This window comes from Bradyrhizobium sp. 2TAF36, from assembly GCF_052114925.1.
In the GTDB taxonomy this organism is placed as follows: Bacteria; Pseudomonadota; Alphaproteobacteria; order Rhizobiales; family Xanthobacteraceae; genus Bradyrhizobium; species Bradyrhizobium barranii.
On record NZ_JBFRFR010000040.1, the window covers coordinates 38,118 to 56,087 of the forward strand.

Annotated in this window: 19 protein-coding genes and 1 pseudogene; 10 read left to right on the plus strand and 10 right to left on the minus strand. The window is 63.7% G+C overall.

What is annotated here, in order from left to right:
* The first annotated feature begins 25 nt into the window (after positions 1 to 25).
* The gene (locus AB4Z51_RS23140; RefSeq protein ID WP_231143472.1) at positions 26 to 445 is read left to right on the plus strand and encodes a DUF5413 family protein; all 420 of its coding nucleotides are present in this window, start codon (positions 26 to 28) and stop codon (positions 443 to 445) included.
* Between the two features lie 67 nt (positions 446 to 512).
* Positions 513 to 1,055 (plus strand): DUF4112 domain-containing protein, encoded by a 543-nt coding sequence (locus AB4Z51_RS23145; RefSeq protein ID WP_135216353.1) that lies wholly within the window; start codon positions 513 to 515, stop codon positions 1,053 to 1,055.
* A 133-nt stretch (positions 1,056 to 1,188) separates the two neighbouring features.
* On the opposite strand, the gene AB4Z51_RS23150 is transcribed toward AB4Z51_RS23145, so the two are convergent.
* The 4 genes from AB4Z51_RS23150 to msrA all read right to left on the minus strand — a co-directional run bounded on the left by AB4Z51_RS23150 (position 1,189) and on the right by msrA (position 3,138).
* Entirely contained in the window at positions 1,189 to 1,482 is a 294-nt protein-coding gene (locus AB4Z51_RS23150) for a hypothetical protein (protein ID WP_063981175.1), read from the minus strand.
* A 214-nt stretch (positions 1,483 to 1,696) separates the two neighbouring features.
* Entirely contained in the window at positions 1,697 to 1,861 is a 165-nt protein-coding gene (locus tag AB4Z51_RS23155; RefSeq protein WP_014492503.1) for a DUF3309 family protein, read from the minus strand.
* A 107-nt stretch (positions 1,862 to 1,968) separates the two neighbouring features.
* The gene (gene msrB / locus AB4Z51_RS23160) at positions 1,969 to 2,388 is read right to left on the minus strand and encodes a peptide-methionine (R)-S-oxide reductase MsrB (protein WP_441498048.1); all 420 of its coding nucleotides are present in this window, start codon (positions 2,386 to 2,388) and stop codon (positions 1,969 to 1,971) included.
* 45 nt (positions 2,389 to 2,433) lie between these two features.
* Positions 2,434 to 3,138: a peptide-methionine (S)-S-oxide reductase MsrA gene (msrA, locus tag AB4Z51_RS23165; RefSeq protein WP_441498049.1), complete on the minus strand. Its 705-nt coding sequence runs from the start codon at positions 3,136 to 3,138 to the stop codon at positions 2,434 to 2,436.
* Between the two features lie 244 nt (positions 3,139 to 3,382).
* On the opposite strand from msrA, the gene AB4Z51_RS23170 reads away from it, so the two are divergent.
* Positions 3,383 to 5,068, plus strand: a complete 1,686-nt coding sequence (locus AB4Z51_RS23170) for a caspase family protein (RefSeq protein WP_441498050.1) — start codon at positions 3,383 to 3,385, stop codon at positions 5,066 to 5,068.
* A 177-nt stretch (positions 5,069 to 5,245) separates the two neighbouring features.
* Here the strand turns inward: AB4Z51_RS23170 and AB4Z51_RS23175 are convergent, their stop codons facing one another.
* The 6 genes and pseudogenes from AB4Z51_RS23175 to napE all read right to left on the minus strand — a co-directional run.
* Positions 5,246 to 6,361 carry an ATP-dependent DNA helicase gene (locus AB4Z51_RS23175; RefSeq protein ID WP_441498051.1) on the minus strand — a complete coding sequence of 372 codons (1,116 nt, stop codon included), beginning with the start codon at positions 6,359 to 6,361 and terminating at the stop codon, positions 5,246 to 5,248.
* Between the two features lie 89 nt (positions 6,362 to 6,450).
* The gene (locus AB4Z51_RS23180; RefSeq protein WP_085398940.1) at positions 6,451 to 7,104 is read right to left on the minus strand and encodes a NapC/NirT family cytochrome c; all 654 of its coding nucleotides are present in this window, start codon (positions 7,102 to 7,104) and stop codon (positions 6,451 to 6,453) included.
* The gene (locus tag AB4Z51_RS23185; protein ID WP_028151035.1) at positions 7,101 to 7,571 is read right to left on the minus strand and encodes a nitrate reductase cytochrome c-type subunit; all 471 of its coding nucleotides are present in this window, start codon (positions 7,569 to 7,571) and stop codon (positions 7,101 to 7,103) included. The genes AB4Z51_RS23180 and AB4Z51_RS23185 overlap by 4 nt, the downstream gene beginning before the upstream one ends.
* Positions 7,568 to 10,081, minus strand: coding sequence for a nitrate reductase catalytic subunit NapA (gene napA, locus AB4Z51_RS23190; RefSeq protein ID WP_441498052.1), 2,514 nt, complete (start codon positions 10,079 to 10,081; stop codon positions 7,568 to 7,570). The genes AB4Z51_RS23185 and napA overlap by 4 nt, the downstream gene beginning before the upstream one ends.
* A gap of 17 nt (positions 10,082 to 10,098) precedes the next feature.
* Positions 10,099 to 10,413, minus strand: coding sequence for a chaperone NapD (locus tag AB4Z51_RS23195; protein WP_063981182.1), 315 nt, complete (start codon positions 10,411 to 10,413; stop codon positions 10,099 to 10,101).
* Positions 10,414 to 10,442: 29 nt separating this feature from the next.
* Positions 10,443 to 10,625 (minus strand): annotated as a pseudogene (gene napE, locus AB4Z51_RS23200) (periplasmic nitrate reductase, NapE protein); the annotation flags it as partial.
* 325 nt (positions 10,626 to 10,950) lie between these two features.
* Here napE and AB4Z51_RS23205 point away from each other — a divergent pair.
* The 7 genes from AB4Z51_RS23205 (at position 10,951) to AB4Z51_RS23235 (ending at position 17,929) form a co-directional block, all read left to right on the plus strand.
* A complete protein-coding gene (locus tag AB4Z51_RS23205) occupies positions 10,951 to 11,814 on the plus strand; it encodes a transglutaminase family protein (protein ID WP_441498053.1) in 864 nt (287 codons plus the stop codon).
* A gap of 121 nt (positions 11,815 to 11,935) precedes the next feature.
* Positions 11,936 to 12,184, plus strand: a complete 249-nt coding sequence (locus AB4Z51_RS23210) for a hypothetical protein (RefSeq protein ID WP_441498054.1) — start codon at positions 11,936 to 11,938, stop codon at positions 12,182 to 12,184.
* A gap of 142 nt (positions 12,185 to 12,326) precedes the next feature.
* A complete protein-coding gene (locus AB4Z51_RS23215; RefSeq protein ID WP_441498055.1) occupies positions 12,327 to 12,926 on the plus strand; it encodes an SLC13 family permease in 600 nt (199 codons plus the stop codon).
* 165 nt (positions 12,927 to 13,091) lie between these two features.
* A complete protein-coding gene (locus AB4Z51_RS23220; RefSeq protein ID WP_441498073.1) occupies positions 13,092 to 14,231 on the plus strand; it encodes a helix-turn-helix domain-containing protein in 1,140 nt (379 codons plus the stop codon).
* A gap of 86 nt (positions 14,232 to 14,317) precedes the next feature.
* Positions 14,318 to 15,559, plus strand: coding sequence for an acyltransferase family protein (locus tag AB4Z51_RS23225; RefSeq protein WP_441498056.1), 1,242 nt, complete (start codon positions 14,318 to 14,320; stop codon positions 15,557 to 15,559).
* A 105-nt stretch (positions 15,560 to 15,664) separates the two neighbouring features.
* Positions 15,665 to 16,870: an LLM class flavin-dependent oxidoreductase gene (locus tag AB4Z51_RS23230; RefSeq protein ID WP_304491325.1), complete on the plus strand. Its 1,206-nt coding sequence runs from the start codon at positions 15,665 to 15,667 to the stop codon at positions 16,868 to 16,870.
* A gap of 270 nt (positions 16,871 to 17,140) precedes the next feature.
* Complete coding sequence (locus tag AB4Z51_RS23235; protein ID WP_441498057.1) at positions 17,141 to 17,929, plus strand: helix-turn-helix transcriptional regulator; 789 nt, start codon at positions 17,141 to 17,143, stop codon at positions 17,927 to 17,929.
* The last annotated feature ends 41 nt before the right edge of the window (positions 17,930 to 17,970 follow it).

The window sequence follows — 17,970 nt, forward strand, 5'->3', positions numbered from 1 at the left end:
CAGCGGCGAAGGATGAGGATACTTGATGAAACGCTATCTGGTGTTTGCGCTGGTCGGTCCGTTCGTCGGCGGGTTCCTGCTGCTGCTGACGACGACCTATCAGTCCGGTTACTGGGCCCAGACCAATCTCAGCGAGGTCGGCAAGCTGTTCGCGGTGTTCTTCAAATCGCTGCAATACAGCTATCTGTTCGGCTTCCTGCCCTCGCTGATGATCGGTGCGGTCGACGACATCCTGATCCATGTCCGCCGGATCGGCCCGGTGCTGCGGATGATCCTGGTCGGCCTGTTCGCCTTCGTGCTGGCGTCGCTGACCTACAGCTCGCGCGGGCCGGATTCGGGCACGGTGCAATTCATCCTGTACGGCCTCGTCGGATTCGTGCCGGCGGTGCTTTCATCCTGGCTCGTGCATAGATATGTCGAGGAGCCGCAGCCGGCTGCGGCTTAGACCTGAACGCGCGACGTTCGGGCGCGGCGCGGCAACTTCCGCGACACCAGTGCGTTCTCCAAAGGCCATGACCATGTCCGATGACGACATTCTTGCTCCGCACAGACCCCGTTCCGGGTCCCGCGCGCGCGGGAGTTTTTCGGACACCGAAGCGCGCGGGCCGATCATCGACCAGGACGGCCACGAGATCCGTCCCGAAACACTGGAGCAGGGGTTTCGCGAGTTTCGCTTCGAGTTCGGCCAGGGAAACCCGTTCGGCAATCTGACGCGGGAGCAGCGGGTGGCGCGGATGGAGGCCATCGCAAAGCTGCTCGATGTCGCCTTCATCCTGCCCGGCACGAATATCCGCTATGGCATCGACGGCCTGATCGGGCTGATCCCGATCGTCGGCGACATCATCACCACCGCGATCTCGCTGTGGCTGGTGCGCGAGGCCCGCGCGCTGGGCGCGCCGTGGTATCTCACCGCGCGCATGCTCGGCAATGTCGCGGTCGACGGCGTGGTCGGCATGGTGCCGTTCGCGGGCGATGCCTTCGACGTCATGTTCCGCGCCAACATGCGCAACGTCCGCCTGCTGCGCCGCTGGCTCGACAAGCAGCCGCGGATTTAGCGTGGCGCTTCTTGCTTCGCTTCTCCCCGTAAGAACGGGGGGAGGGAGAAGAGAGAGCACCGCCCCAAAAAGCAAAAAGCGCGACGGCCTTTCGGCCATCGCGCTTTCAGCGCATATCGGGCTTGGCGAAAACTTACGCCGCGTCGGCGTCGGTCTCGGGGGCCGGCGCCGGCCGGGGACGGCGGGGCAGCGGGAAGGCTTCGCTCTCGTAGAGCGAGCGGATGCCGTTCTGGTCGAAGCGCGCTTCCTCGACCTGGAGATAGGCGCCGTTCAGCGAATCCGTCGGCAACTGCTCCATCGCGAACTGCACGGCTTCGGCCGCGGTGCCGAACCGGCGATAGGTGAAGCCTGCACGCTTCTTCTTGCGGATTGCGGCGGGGAAGAGCTCGGCAGAAGTGTTGAAGTTGAACGGACGCAGTGGACGCATGGTCAAAGACCTCGTGATCTTGTCTGGGGCTTTAAGCGCGTGGGGTTTTGAAAGGCAGGGGCCACCATCGAGTGGGTCCGCCGCACATGTCATTTTCGCCCTCTAATATAGGCTGTTTTGACAGAAATGCGACCCCCGCGATGGGAGATGATGAATCCGCGCATGGCAGCTCCGCGAGCGCCGTAAACCAAATAATTTCAATATGTTAGATGGTTTACAGTTTGCCAAGCAGCAGCAGCACGACCAGGACCACCAGCACGACGCCGCCGATCCCCATGCCGGAATGGCCCATGCCATAGCCGTAACCACCGAACCGGCCGGACATGCCGCCCAGCAGATAGATGATCACCAGGATGATCAGGATGGTCCCAAGCGTCATGGTATCCTCCCTGGCGGCTGCCGGATTGCGCGCATCGGTCGCACCGCCAGAAGAGAAAAGCACATCGCGCCGCCGGGTTCCATGACGGAACCGGGCGGCGCGCAATGTTATTTGGGCTCGAGCTTCAGCGCGGCCGAGTTGATGCAGTAGCGCAGGCCGGTCGGGCCGGGGCCGTCGGGGAAGACGTGGCCGAGATGGCCGCTGCACTTGGAGCACAGCACCTCGGTGCGGACCATGCCGTGGCTGGCATCGTGCTCCTCGTCGACATGGCTCTCGACCGCGGGCTGGGTGAAGCTCGGCCAGCCGCATCCGGAATCGAACTTGGCATCGGACTCGAACAGCACATTGCCGCAGCCGGCGCAGACATAAGTGCCGGCGCGGTGGTCGTGCTCATATTCGCCGGAGAAGGGACGCTCCGTCGCCTTCTCGCGCAGCACCGCGTACTGCATCGGCGACAATTCGCGCCGCCACTGCTCTTCGCTCTTGATGACCTTGTCGTCGGTGGTTTTCGTCTTGGTGTCGGGCATGGGTCTCCCGTTTGTTTGGTGAACTTGTTTTCGGTGATCTTCAGATCAGTTGGTGGCCTTGCTGGCGCTCACCAGCGTCGGCTTTTCAATGTAGTTATCCGCGAACAGCTTTTTCAGGTTCTCGACTTTCGGAATGTCGTTGTAGGCGATGTAGGGCTGGTTCGGGTGCAGCGTCAGATAGTCCTGGTGATAGGCCTCCGCCGGGTAGAACGCTTCCAGCGCGCCGACCTTGGTCACGATCGGCTTGCTGAATACCTTGGCGCCGTTGAGCTGGGCGATATAGGCCTCCGCCACCTTCTTCTGCTCATCGGAGGTGGTGAAGATCGCCGAGCGATATTGCGTGCCGGAGTCGGGGCCCTGGCGGTTGAGCTGGGTCGGGTCGTGCGCCACCGAGAAGTAGATCTGGAGGATCTTGCCGTAGGAGATCTTCTTCGGGTCGAACTTGATCTCGACCGACTCGGCATGGCCGGTCCGGCCGCTCGAGACCGTCTGGTAATCGGCCGTCGCCTTGGTGCCGCCGGCATAGCCGGAGACTGCGTTGACAACGCCGACGGTGTGCTGGAAGACGCCCTGGACGCCCCAGAAGCAGCCGCCGGCGATGACGGCGGTCTGGATCCCGGTTGCGGGCGACGCATCCACGGTGGGCGCGGGGATCACGACGGCATCCTCCGCGGCCCTGGACGGCACGGCGAAGGCCAGCGTCAGTGCGGTGGTGGCGGCGAGCAGCGAGGCGAGGGCGGTGCGGCGCATGGCGATCCTCTTCGGAAGGTCTGACAGTGTAGGGCGGCCGGGGACGGGCGAACAGCCTGTTTGGCCGCGTTTTCGGACATCTGAGATACGGGCGCAGACGGCGATTGTTACGGGGAAACGGACACGAGTCTGTGAAAAATAGCCTCAGACGGCGTGGCTTGGCGAGGCCGGGAACTCCGGGCTAGATGAACGCGCGCGATCGCGCTCGACTCAATCATGTGGTGGCTGGAGCTGACCTGACAACATGCTGCGTGTCATTCCCCTGACCCTCGCCATCCTGATCTCAAATGCCGCGATCGCCGCGGCCGAGCCGCAAGCCGGCGAGGACCTCGCCACCTGTCGCGACCGCCAGGCGGAGGCCCAGGCCCGCGCGACGGCCTGCGACAATCTGTTGAAGGCCGATAAGCTCGGCGGCAAGGACAAGTCGCTCGCGCTCGTCGTGCGTGGCAATGCGCTGATCAACAAGCGCGACTATGACCGCGCCATCGAGGCGCTGTCGTCCGCCATCGATCTCGATCCGGACAATGTCGGCGCCATCAACCTGCGCGGGCTCTCCCATGAGCGCAAGGGCGAGGACGATCTCGCCATGGCCGACTACAATCTCGCCATCCTGAAGCGCGCGAATTTCGGCTATGCCTACAACAATCGCGGCACCATCCATCTGCGCCGCGGCGCGCTGCAAAGCGCGCTCGACGACTTCAACCTGTCGATCAAATACACGCCCACGTTCCTGCTCGGCTGGACCAATCGTGCCCGCATGCGCACGCTGAACAAGGATTTCGACGGCGCGATTACCGACTTTGCGGCAGCCGAGAAGATCGACCCGGCCGCGCCGCAGATCGCCGGCAACCGCTGCATCACCTACGGCATGATGGGCAAGTACGACCAGGCTTTCGCCGACTGCGACGGCCTGATCCAGAAGCAGCCCAGGAATACATTCGCGATCAACAATCGCGCCGAGGTCAACGTGATGAAGGGGGACCTCGACGCCGCGCTGAAGGACTACAACACGGTCATCCAGCTCAATCCGAACAGTGTGCGCGCCCATTCCGGCCGCGGCCAGATCTACGAGCGCAGGAAAGATCTCGCCCAGGCCCGCGCCGACTATCGCGCGGCGGCCTATTCGCTGACGAGGTTCGACGAGCCCGACGTCGCGCGCGCTCGCGCCATCGCGCAGGAGCGCCTGGCCGCGCTGACGCCGCAGGCGCCGGCCGGGTCCACCGGGCGCCGCGTGGCGCTCGTGATCGGCAACGGCGCCTACAAGAACGTCCACGCCTTGCCCAATCCGCCGCGCGACGCGAAAATGATTGCAAACGTGCTGCGCGATGTCGGCTTCCAGACCGTGATCTCCGTCAGCGACCTCTCCCGCGACAAGTTCTTCGAGGCGCTGCAGACGTTTGCCACCGAAGCGGAGAATGCGGATTGGGCGGTGGTCTATTACGCCGGCCACGGTTTCGAGATCGGCGGCGTCAACTATCTCGTCCCTGTTGACGCCAAGCTTGCCGCCGACAGGGACGCCGAGACCCAGGCGGTCGCGCTGGAGCAGGTGATCGCAGCGGTGGGCGCTGCGAGAAAAGTGCGTCTGGTGATGCTGGATGCCTGCCGCGACAATCCCTTTGCGCCGGCCATGCAGCGCACGCTGTCGCTCAAGCTGGTGGACAAGGGCTTTTCCAACATCGAGCCCGGCGCCGGCTTCATGGTGGTCTACGCCGCCAAGCACGGCGAGACTGCGCTGGACGGCGATGGCGGCGCCGACAGCCCCTTCGCCACCGCGCTCGCCCGCGAGATCAAGGTGCCGAAGGTCGAGATCCGGAAACTGTTCGACATCGTCCGCGACGACGTCTGGTCCGCCACCAAGCACGAGCAGCAGCCGTTTTCATACGGTTCGCCGCCGGGCCGCGAGGATTTTTATTTTGTTGCGGGGAAGTGAGGGTTGCCGGTGTGAGACGCGAAAGCCGCGCCTCATTCGCGGTGTCGTAGGGTGGGCAAAGCGACTTGTCCGCCGTAGCTCGAAGAGCGAAGGCGGAAGCGTGCCCACCATTTTTATTGAATGTGTGGAGAGATGGTGGGCACGGCGCGTTGCGCCTTTGCCCACCCTACGGCAACGTCACACGACGATACTCAACCGCTTCGCCGCCCGCGTAATTCCCGTGTACAGCCACCGCGCCCGGCTATCCTGAAACGCAAAGCTCTCGTCGAACAGCACGACGTCGTCCCATTGCGAGCCCTGCGATTTGTGCACGGTCAGCACATAGCCGTAGTCGAACTCGTCATACGGCTTGYGCTGCTCCCAGGCGATCGCCTCGACGCCGCCCTCGAAGCAATCGGCGCGCACAGAGACTTTTGTCACCTTGTGACCGAAGTCTTCATCCGGCGACAGCCGCATGCTGAGGATGCGCGATTTCGAGCGCGAGGTGTTGCGCGACTTCACGCGCCACAGGCCGCCGTTGAACAGGCCCTTCTTGCGGTTGTTGCGCAGGCACACCAGCTTGTCGCCGGCGACCGGGAAGACATCCTCGATGTTCTGGCGCTGGCGCACCCGCATGTTGTAGGCGCGGCGCGTGTTGTTGCGGCCGACCAGCACCTGGTCGGCGCCCATGACGCGGTCCGGGTCGAGCTCTTTCCGCGACACCACCTCGCTCTCGCCGTAACGGCCGATATCGAGCTCGCGGCCCTCGCGCACATCCATCGACATCCGCACGATCGGATCGTCCTGGGCCTGGCGATGCACCTCGGTCAGCATCGCGTCGGGCTCGGTGTTGGTGAAGAAGCCGCCACCCTGGATCGGCGGCAGCTGCGCGGGATCGCCGAGCACCAGCAGCGGGCAATCGAACGACATCAGGTCGCGGCCCAATTCGGCGTCGACCATCGAGCATTCGTCGATCACGATCAGCTTGGCCTTGGAGGCCGGCGCGTCGTCCCACAGCTCGAAGCTCGGCTGCTCCTCGCCGGATTCGCGGGCGCGGTAGATCAGGGAGTGAATGGTGGAGGCCTCGTCGCAACCCTTGTTGCGCATGACCAGCGCCGCCTTGCCGGTGAAGGCGGCGAACTTCACCTCGCCGTCGACGCCTTCGGCGATGTGCCGCGCCAGCGTGGTCTTGCCGGTGCCGGCAAAGCCAAACAGGCGGAACACCGGCGGCGTGCCGTTGCGGCCGGGTTTTGCCTTGAGCCAGTCGCCAACGGCTTTGAGCGCGGCATCCTGATGCGGGGTGAAAGTGGCCATGTCTGTCTTGAGGAAGGGCAGAATCGAGGCGATTCGCCATCCCTCGAAACTAACCATTCGGCCCAAGGGTTCAAGCGGCCCAGCCGCCCCTATTGCCAGCCGGGAACGCCGCGCATGTCGGGCAGGTGGTGGGCGATGCCCTTGTGGCAGTCGATGCAGGTCTTTTCCTTCGTGAACAGGAAGCGCTGGTGCGCCACCGAGGCCCGCGGCGACTGCTTGGTGATGTCCATGGAATCGGCGCTGTGGCAGTTGCGGCATTCCAGGGAATCGTTGGCCTTGAACCGTGCCCATTCATGTGCGGCCAGCTCGAGCCGGTGGTCCAAAAATTTCTCGCGGGTGTCGATCGTGCCGAAGATCTTGCCCCAGACCTCCTTGGAGGCCTGCATCTTGCGCGCGATCTTGTCGGTCCAGTTGTGCGGCACGTGGCAGTCCGGGCAGGTCGCGCGCACGCCGGAGCGATTGGTGAAGTGGATGGTCGACTTCAGCTCGGCGAAGACGTTTTCGCGCATCTCGTGACAGCCGGTGCAGAACTTCTCGGTGTTGGTCAGTTCCAGCGCGGTGTTGAAGCCGCCCCAGAAGATCACGCCGGCCGCAAAGCCCGCGAGCACCAGCACGCCGAGCCCGAACACCGAGCTCGGCCGGATCAGCACCTGCCAGAGCTCGCGCGCGAAGTCCCAGCAGCGCAGCATAAAGCTACGCTTGGCTTCCACCTTTCCCTTGGGCTCGTCGGCAGCCGTCGTCATCGTCGGCCACCGGGGCTGGCGCGCGAGAGCAGCGTGTCGATGTCGATGAAATCGTTGCTCACCGGCGGCGTCGCGGTGTTCTGCGGCACGTGGCATTCCGTGCAGAAGAAGCGCCGCGGCGAGATCGAGGCCAGGAACTGGCCGTCGCGGTCCATGAAATGCGTGATCGAAACCATCGGCGCCTGCGATTCCGCGATGCGTGCCCGCGCATGGCAGGACAGGCATTTGTTGCCGTTGAGGTCGATCTGGTAGCCGTCGATGGTGTGCGGGATCACCGGCGGCTGCTCCGGGTAGTTGCGCACCTCTCTCTCGGACGTATTGCGGTTCGGCAGCATCGGTGGCGCCGCGCCCTCGTCATTGAGCGGGGCCGGGCCCCGCAGGCCTGACGTCACCGTCTGTGCGGTGAGAGAGCTCGCGCCCGCGGCGATCGCGACCGCGAGCAGGGCTATGCCAAATCGTTTCATCATGACAGGTTCACCCGCTCGATGCGCACGGCGCATTTCTTGTAGTCGGTCTGCAGCGAGATCGGATCGGTGGCGTCCAGCGTCACCTTGTTGATCATCTTGGATTCGTCGAACCACGGCACGAACACGAGGCCACGCGGCGGCCGGTCGCGGCCGCGCGTCTCGACGCGGGCGCGGATGAAACCGCGGCGGGATTCCACCTTCACCTCGTCGCCGCGCCGGAGCTTGGCTTCCGACGCATCGTCGGGATGCATGAAGCAGACCGCCTCGGGGAACGCCTTGTAGAGCTCGGGCACGCGGCGCGTCATGGTGCCGGAATGCCAGTGCTCCAGCACGCGGCCGGTCGAGAGCCAGAACGGATAGTCGCTGTCGGGCGATTCCGCCGGCGGCTCGTAAGGCAGGGCGAAGATGCGCGCCCTGCCGTCGGGATAGCCGTAGAACTGCACGTCGGTGCCCTGCTTGACATAGGGGTCGCTGCCCTCGCGGAAACGCCATTTGGTTTCCTGGCCGTTGACGACGGGCCAGCGCAGCCCGCGCTCGCGGTGATAGGCCTCGAACGGCGCGAGGTCGTGACCGTGGCCGCGGCCGAACGAGGCGTACTCTTCAAAGAGCCCCTTCTGAACGTAGAAGCCGAACGCCTTGGATTCCGTGTTGGCGTAGCCTTCCTCGATCTCCGAGGTCGGAAACTTGTCGACCTGGCCGTTCTTGTAGAGCACGTCGAACAGCGTCTTGCCGCGAACCTCCGGCTTCTTGGCGATCAGCTCCTCCGGCCAGACCTCCTCGATCTTGAAGCGCTTTGAGAACTCCATGAGCTGCCAGAGATCGGATTTGGCCTCGCCGGGCGCGTTGACGAGCTGGTGCCAGAACTGCGTGCGCCGCTCGGCATTGCCGTAGGCGCCTTCCTTCTCCACCCACATCGCGGTCGRCAGGATCAGATCGGCGGCAAGCGCCGTCACCGACGGATAGGCGTCCGAGACCACGATGAAATTGTCGGGATTGCGGAAGCCCGGATAGGTCTCCTCGTTGGCGTTGGGACCGGCCTGGAGGTTGTTGTTGACCTGCACCCAATAGGCGTTGATCAGGCCGTCCTTCAGCATCCGGCTTTGCAGCACGGCGTGGGCGCCGTTCTTGTCGGGAATGGTGCCTTCCGGCAGCAGCCAGAGATGCTCGGCCTTGTCGCGATGCTCCTTGTTGGTGACGACCATGTCGGCCGGCAGGCGGTGCGAGAAGGTGCCGACCTCGCGCGCGGTGCCGCAGGCCGAAGGCTGGCCGGTCAGCGAGAACGGGCTGTTGCCGGGCGAGGAGATCTTTCCGGTCAGCAGGTGGATGTTGTAGACGAGGTTGTTGCACCAGACGCCGCGGGTGTGCTGGTTGAAGCCCATGGTCCAGAACGAGACCACTTTTGTCTTCGGATCGGCGTAGAGCTCGGCGAGCGCTTCGAGCCGGTTCATCGGCACGCCGGACATCTCGGCAGCTTTCTCCAGCGTGTAGTCCGAGACGAACTTGACGAATTCGTCATAGCTCATGTCGGTGGAGTCGTTGGCCTTGGCCGCACCGGTTGCTTTTTTCTGGAGCGGATGCTCGGGCCGCAATCCATAGCCAATGTCGGTCTGCCCGCGCCTGAAAATCGTATGCGCGGCGACGAAATCCTTGTTGACCCGGCCGGTCTTGATGATGTGGTTCGCGATGGCGTTGAGGATGTAGAGATCGGTCTGCGGCTTGAACACCATGCCGATGTCGGCGAGGTCGAACGAGCGGTGCTCGAAGGTGGACAGCACGGCGACGCGGACATGCGGCGCGGACAGCCTGCGGTCGGCGAGGCGCGTCCACAAAATGGGATGCATCTCCGCCATGTTGGAGCCCCACAGCACGAAGGCGTCGGTGGCCTCGATGTCGTCATAGCAGCCAGCTGGCTCGTCGATGCCGAAGGTGCGCATCATGCCGGCGACGGCGGAGGCCATGCAGTGCCGCGCATTGGGATCGATGTTGTTGGTGCGGAAGCCGGCCTTGTAGAGCTTCGAGGCGGCGTAACCTTCCCAGATCGTCCACTGGCCGGAGCCGAACATGGCGAGACCGTTGGGCCCGCGTTTCTTCAGCGTTTCCTTCCACTTCACCTCCATGATGTCGAAGGCTTCGGTCCAGCTGATTGGCGTGAACTCGCCGTTCTTGTCGTACTTGCCGCCGGTCTTGCGCAGCATCGGCTGCGTCAGCCGGTCGTGGCCGTACATGATCTTGGAGAGGAAGTAGCCCTTGACGCAGTTGAGGCCGCGATTGACCTCGGCCTTGATGTCGCCGTGGGTGGCGACGACGCGGTTGTCCTTGGTCGCGACCATCACGGAGCAGCCGGTTCCGCAGAAGCGGCAGGCGGCCTTGTCCCATTTCAGTTCGCTGTTGTCGCGCTCGGCGACGAGATTGGCGGCGAGCGCCGGTGCCGGCATGCCCGCAGCGGCGGCCGCGATCGCGGCGGCCTCGAGCTTGAGCATCTGGCGGCGGTCGAGCTTTGGCGATGTCATGATGGCTCTCCCGTCCCTTAGGCGGTTTCGATGGCGTGGAAGACCAGCGCCGCGGAATAGACGTTGGGCAGCGACTGGATGGTGTTGAGCAGGGTGCCGAGGCTGCCGGCATCCGGCGCTTCGGTCACGACGACGAGTTTTCCGCGCGGGTCTCGGCCGTGAATTTCGCAGCCGGGAAGTGCTGCGATCTCGGCTTCCAGTTCGTCCAGGCGCTCGGGGCGGGCCTGCACGATGATGCTGGCGATCTCGCAACCTGGCGGCGCGACGACGCGGTCGGCGGTGAGCACCCGGCCGGTGATCAATGCGCGGCGGTTGAGTGTGGATTGGGCCATGATGCCTGTCTTTCGCTGTTCGGGGGTCRATGCGGGGAGGGCGGTGGGCCGGGAGGGCCGGCGAACATCTGGTAGATCCAGACGCCGAGCCCGTATGAGCCGACCGTTCCGACCGCGAGGACGGGCATCACGACCGCGGTCAGGAACAGGAAAGCGAAAATCTCCATGCGCTTACGGCGCACGCGCGAAGTCGTGTCGTCAGGGGCCGACATATTCGGTCTCTCTGAAATGGTGCTGRAATCGGGACGGCATCCGGGCCGTTGCCTTGCTGCACTTTAAATGGAGCAGGGCTGCTAACGCGTTGATCTGGATCAACCCGTCGACTTGACCGGATGTCGCGGCGCGGCCAACGGACCGAGCCGCGGCGCTCCGTGCGCGCGAGAGAAGCAAGCGGCAACGATCGTTACCCAAAAGCGAAGACGCTTTGCGGCTCGGGGGTCAGGCCGCATCTTCTCTTGCCTCGGAAATGCCCGCGACCTACTACCAGTGGTAGCGGGCGCCGCAACATCCATCGCTGCTACGTGGCGGGAGCTACATATGAGGCGAATCCGAATCATTCATAAGACCGAATATTTTTACAATCAGCCGGTCACCTTCGGCACTCATCGAGCCATGATGCGGCCTCGCGAGGGACATGACGTCCACATCGTGAGAGGGTCGATCGATATCGAGCCGAACGCCGAAGTTCGCTGGTTGCGCGACAATTACGACAATGCCATCGCAGTCGTGACCTTTTTGGAATTATCCGACACGCTCAGGATCGCAAGCGAGGTCGACGTCGACCTTTACCACGACGACCCCATTGAATGGYGGATTGCGCCATTCGCCAGTTCATTTCCCTTCCAATATCCCCCGGAGGAGCAGCTTGAGCTGACGGTGTATCGTCTCCCGAGCTATCTCTACGACGCCACCGCCCTGCTCGAATGGTTGCGCGACCTCTACAAACCCGGTCAGTTGATCGGCACGCTGGACCTTCTGAACAATTTGAATACTCACATCTACCGATCGTTCAAATACGTTTCCCGCGAGGCTCTCGGGGTTCAATCACCCAACGAAACGCTGCGGCTCGGCAGCGGGACCTGTCGCGACTATGCGGTGTTCATGATGGAAGCTGCCCGCTACTGGGGATTTGGTGCGCGCTTTGTCACCGGCTACATCCAGATGGCCGAGGGACAACACGGCGCCACGCACGCCTGGACCGAGATCTATATCCCCGGAGCCGGGTGGCGCGGCTATGATCCCACCAACAACAAGATCGTCGGCAGTGAACACATACCCGTCGCCGTGACGCGCGAACAGGAAAGGGCCTCTCCGCTTTCCGGGACGTGGGATGGTCCGGCGGATGCATTCAGCCGGATGAACGTCTCGGTGCAAGTCATATCAATACCAGCATCGCCATGATCGTAGTCCACGGTCGATCACGGCAAGCGCGGGTTGGCGGCCAGTCGGTGTGTCCTTGATCCCTCGCCCGTCTTGTCATCATCATTTGAATTGAAGTCGGCGACTTCCATGGCAGGCATCCATGTTTGATCCGACGATTGTCTTGGTCCTTCTCGGGGCTGCGATCCTGATGTTCGCGATCAACAGGCTGCGCCTGGATGTGGTCGCACTGATCATGCTCCTTGCGCTCCCCTTCACCGGTGTCCTCACCATGAGCGAAGCATTGGCAGGTTTCAGCGATCCGAACATTGTGCTAACGCCGGCGACCCGAACCTCTCCGTCTGGATCGATGAGTACAAACTCGCGGACCGCGAATAACGGCTGCGCGTGACGGAACAATTGTCTCTCGCCGGCATGACCATTGAAGCCCTGGACCTTCGCGGCTCGGCCGGAGCAAGCATTGTGGCCGTGGAACGCAGCCGCAGATTTGGTCACCATCAGCCTGCCCCGCCGAGTCCAAGCAGGTTCTCCAGGTGCCGGGCAAGGCGCCGCAGGCGATGATTTGCCTGGCGCCCGTCGTTGGTTTGATGGTCAGCGGCCTGATCCCGAATGTGCAGGCCGCCCTGATCGGATGCATGCTGATGGGCGCACTGGGCTGTATCGACATTACCAGCGCTTACCGTTCGGTCGACTGGAAGACCATTGTCCTCATTGTTGGAATGTTGCCGTTTTCAGTCGCCCTGGAGAGAACCGGCGGGGTTGAACTTGCGGCTGATGGGCTAAGAGCCATCACCAGCGGTGCCGGCCATCACATCATGCTCGCCACGCTCTTTGCCATGACGGCGCTGCTTGGGATGTTTATCTCGAATACCGCGACGGCAGTATTGATGGCCCCCGTCGCTATCGCTATCGCTGTCGCGAAGGAAATGCATGCCTCGCCGTATCCGTTTGCAATGACGGTGGGCCTGGCTGCTTCGACTGCTTTCATGACGCCTGTGTCGTCGCCGGTTAACACGTTGGTGGTCGCCCCCGGACATTACACGTTCGGTGACTTTGTGCGCATCCGCGTACCGTTTTCCCGGGTCGTCTTGATCGTCTGCACCTTGCTCGTGCCCTGGCTGTTGCCGCTCTGAACCGGGCAACGTCCTGAATTTGTTAAACGTGATTTGCTTCGCGATCTCGTCGGTCACCGCGGGGAGACTGGCGGGCCGGGACCACCGCCGCAATTTTGGATTGTGCCCGCGCAAGGGCGGTGCGAGAGTCTGATCTCGAACGGGGAAACGCGGATTGTGAACGCGATGGGGCTCTCGGCCATCGATCTCGGGCTTCGCGGCGCGGCGAGCGGCGTGTTCCTGTTGATCGTTCTCATGGTGCTGCAGCGTCGTGCCACCAATCAGCTGGCCTTGCTGGGCACGGCCATGGCCGCCGGCGGTGCGTTCTATGCGATCGTCACCGCGCCGGTCTTTCCCAAATCGTCGTTGTGGTGGACGTTGCCGATCCTGTCCTCGCTGCCCGCCGTCTTCTGGTTGTGGGCGCGCGCGTCGTTCGACGACGATTTCGTGCTCCGGCGACGGCATGGCGTCCTGTGGCTGACCATCTTGGCCGTCGGATTTGCGGTGTCGCTTGGCTGGACGACCTGGCCCAACTTGGCCAGGGGCGGCAGCAAAGTCCTGTCGGCCGTGGCCGTGCTGCTGGCGCTCGCGGCCGCGGTCCAGACGGTCCAGACCTGGCGTGTAGATCTGGTCGCGCGGCGGCGCCGGCTGCGGCTGGCTGTGCTCGCGATCAATGTCGTGTTCATCGGGGTCGTGGCCGGAGCGGGCGTCGCCGCGGTCCCCGTCGCGGTTCCCGGCGAGGCCAGCAGTCTTCCGACCGCGATCAGCCTGTTCGTGTTGGCGATGCTCGCAGGCCTCGGCGTTTTGGACCTGCGGGCGATTGTCACCGTCAATGATGCCGCGGCGGCGATCAGACCCGGCGACACGGCCGGGCGACCGGTGACCGATCGTGCACCCACAGGGCGGGGCACGGCCGACCCCGTCCTGTTGCGGCGCCTCGACCATCTGATGACCGTGGAGCGAATCTACCGGCAGGAAGGTCTTGCGATCGGCGCGCTCGCGGCGCGGCTCGATGTTCCCGAGCACCGACTTCGCCAGGCCATCAACGAAGGGCTGGGTTATCGCAACTTCAACGCGTTCCTCAATCACTATCGCATCGAGGATGCCAAACTGGCGCTGTCCGATGTGACGCAACGGGAGGTGCCGGTGCTGACCATCGCCATGGATGCAGGCTTCCAGTCGATCGGGCCTTTCAATCGCGCCTTCAAGGCCGAAACCGGCGTAACTCCGACCGAATTCCGGCGCGAGGCGCTGAGCCGGCCGCAAACGGCGCCGGATGCCGACCGCCATTTCAAAATCGGCCAGCCGCGCCGAGAAATCGGCTAGCCGATTATAGGATTGGGCAAGAGAGCCCTGACATGATCGGGCAGATTGCCGGAAACAAGCCTTTCACCAGCAAGCCGAGTCCGTCCATGTCCCGATCGACCGCCATCGCCCCCGCATCGGAACGGCTGCACGCGCTCGACGCGGTCAGGGGGTTTGCCCTGCTGYTCGGCATCGTCCTGCACGCAACCCTGTCGTTCGTGCCGGCCCCGACCAGGATCTGGATCATCCAGGATACCCATCAAAGCCTGGCCCTGGGCCTGCTGTTCTTCGTCATCCACGTCTTCCGGATGACGACCTTCTTCCTGATGGCGGGTTTCTTCGCCCGAATGAGTTTCCATCGCCGGGGAATCTGGGGCTTTGTCAGGGACAGGTTGCAGAGGATCGGACTGCCGCTCGTGATCGGCTGGCCGATCGTGTTTACGCCGATGGTTCTGGTGGTCATCTGGGCCGCGGGCTTTCCGAACGGCGGTCCGATCCCCGGCGCACCTCGCTGGCCGCCGGTGCTGCCGAATTTCCCTCTGACCCATCTCTGGTTTCTCTACTTATTGCTCGAGCTCTATGTCGCCATGCTCCTGCTGCGCGGTGTGGTCGTCCGGCTTGATGTGTCCGGCAAGCTGCGCACGGTCGTTGACCGTCTCTTCGCAAGCGTCATGCGAAATCCGCTGGCACCTTTGGTTCTGGCGATCCCGATCGGCATCGCCTTCAGCCTCGACCCAAGATGGATCAACGTGATGGGGGTGAGGACGCCAGATCAATCATTCGTCACCAACGCGCAGGCCTGGATCGGCTTTGGCTCCGCATTCGCCGTCGGCTGGCTGCTGCATCGGCAGCTCGATCTGCTGCGCCTCATCGAGCGACGCTGGTTGCCGCACCTCCTGCTCGCGGTCGTCCTGATCAGTTTCGTGCTTGTTGGGGTGATGACGTCTGCGCCGGGCGCGCCGAAATTGCCGGTCAGTTTCGCGACACTCAGGCTTGTTTCCGCCATCCTCTACGCACCCGCAATATGGATTGCGACCTTCGCGGTCCTCGGCCTCGCACTTCGCTTCATGTCCGGCTTCAGCCCGACCCGGCGCTACCTCGCCGATGCGTCCTACTGGCTCTATCTGATCCACATGCCGATCGTGATGGCGCTGCAGGTCGCGCTGTCGCAGCTCGACTGGCCCGGGCTAGTCAAGTTCGCGATCATTCTCGTCGTCGCGATCCCGCCGATGCTGGCGAGCTATCATCTGATGGTACGCTTCACCTTCATCGGCGCGGTCCTGAATGGCCGACGCGCACGGCGCGAAGCGGCGCCTGCCGCCGCGGTCACAGGCCCCGCCGTGCCATAACGCGAAGTGTCGGGTCATCCTCCCGCACGGCGGAATTGCGGCTCCATAGACAGCGCCTCCCCGCTCACTAAGATGAGTGCAACAAGAATAAGCGGGAGAGGCGTCATGAAGTTCGGCATCTTCTATGAGCTGCAGCTGCCACGGCCCTGGGTGGCCGGCGACGAGCTGAAGCTCTACCAGAACGCGCTCTCGCAGATGGAGCTCGCCGACAAGCTCGGCTACGACCACGCCTGGGTCGTCGAGCATCACTTCCTCGAAGAGTACTCGCACTCGCCCTCGCCGGAATCGTTCCTCGCCGCCGCGAGCCAGCGCACCAAGAACATCAGGCTCGGCCACGGCATCCTCCAGCTCACCACCAATCATCCGGCGCGCGTCGCCGAGCGCGTCGCGGTGCTCGACCTGCTCTCCAACGGCCGTTGCGAATTCGGCATGGGGGAGAGCGCCTCCATCACCGAGCTCACGCCATTCGGCCGCGACATGGAGACCAAGAAGGAGGTCTTTGAGGAAGCTGTGCAGGCGATCTTTCCGATGTTCAGGGATGCCGGCTCCGAGCATCACGGCAAGTATTTCGACATTCCCTTGCGCAATGTCGTGCCGAAGCCGGTGCAGAAGCCGCATCCGCCTTTGTGGATGGCGTGCTCGCAACTGCCGACCATCGAACGCGCCGGCCGTCACGGCTTTGGCGCGCTGGGCTTCCAGTTCGTCAGCGCGGATGCCGCGCATGCCTGGGTGCACGCCTATTACAACGCGATGACCAAGCGATTGCACAAGCTCGCCGACTACGAGATCAACCCGAACATGGCGCTGGTCTCGTTCTTCATGTGTGCCAAGACCGACGAGGAGGCGCGTGCGCGCGCCGACGGCGCCACCTTCTTCCAGTTCGCGCTGCGCTTCTACGGCGCCTCGCAGAACCGCCAGCGTCCCGCGCCCTACACCGTGAACATGTGGGACGAGTACAACAAGTGGAAGCGCGACAATCCCGAGGCGCAGGAGGCGGCGTTGCGCGGCGGCCTGATCGGCTCGCCCGAGACGATCCGCAGGAAGCTGAAGCGCTTCCAGTCGTCGCATATCGACCAGGTCATCCTGCTCAACCAGGCCGGCAAGAACAGCCACGAGCACATCTGCGAATCGCTGGAGCTGTTCGGCCGCGAGGTGATGCCGGAGTTCCAGAACGATCCGGCCCAGGCGGCGTGGAAGCAGGGCGTCATGAGCGGCGAGATCAAGCTGGAAGAGATCGACACCGAGGCTTTTACGGATCGCTACGGCAAGCTCGCGATCAACGTCGCGCCGGCGAAGGCCGCGGCGGGGTAGGGCGCTGCATCCGGCATGGGCCCCGGCTCGGCAGCGCCATAGCGCGTCGAAGACGCGCGTAAACGCGCTTATGTCACGCTGCGCTGCGTCCGGGGCACGAGACCATCCTCTGCATCGGCCAGCAACACTCTCGTGTCCCGGACGCGCTGCAGCGTGCATCGCTGCTGCGCAGAGCCGGGACCCGGAAGCGGCATAAGCCGCCCTCTCCGACTTTCGGTCAAACCCGGCTGCTGATATCTTCCGCCAAAAGAACTTTTGCGGAGGAAACCAATGCGGCCCCACGGCATGGCCTCAACTCCAGCGGCGAACGACATCGCGCCGGCGGTGCTCGCCATCGGCCGACCTGATTTCCCGAATGTCCTCATCGACACGTTGCGCCGGCAGGCCGGCGTCGGCCATTGCATGGTGTTTGCCCTGACGCGCACCGGCGCGGCGAGCTGTCTGCTCGACGCCGGCAACATCCCGATCGGCAGCGATCTCGGCGCGGCCTATGCCGGTCAGTTCCACGAATTCGATCCCAATCGTGATGCGCTGTTCGAAGGCGAGGGCAGCGCGCCGATCATGCTGCCGTCGTTCGCGCCGCGCATGTATGGCGCGCGCTACCGGAAAATCTTCTTCAACGACTCTGATATCGTCGACAAATATGCGACAGCGATCTGGGTCGGCGACACCTGCTTCTATGTCAATTTCTACCGCATCACCGCCCAGGGCCGCTTTGGCGACGTCGAGCGTGCGCGGCTTCAGACCATTGCGCCTGCGATCAGCGCCAGCGTTGCACGTCATTTCCAGCAGGCGGCCACTGCGACGCCCGACCAGAACCTCGCCGCGTTGTTCGCAACGCGCGCGCCCCTCTCCGCGCTGACGCCGCGCGAGCAGGACGTCTGCCGCCGCATCCTGCTCGGCTTCAGCTCCGAGGCGATCTCGCAGGCGCTCGGCATCAGCCTGCATTCGACCCTGACCTACCGCAAGCGCGCCTATGAGCGRCTCGGCATCTCCTCGCAGAACGAATTATTTTCGATCGTGCTGGGCTTGCTGGCGGGTCCGGGCCACCTGAACTAAAGGGGACTCTGGATCCGCGATATCTGCTTCCGAGAGCAAAG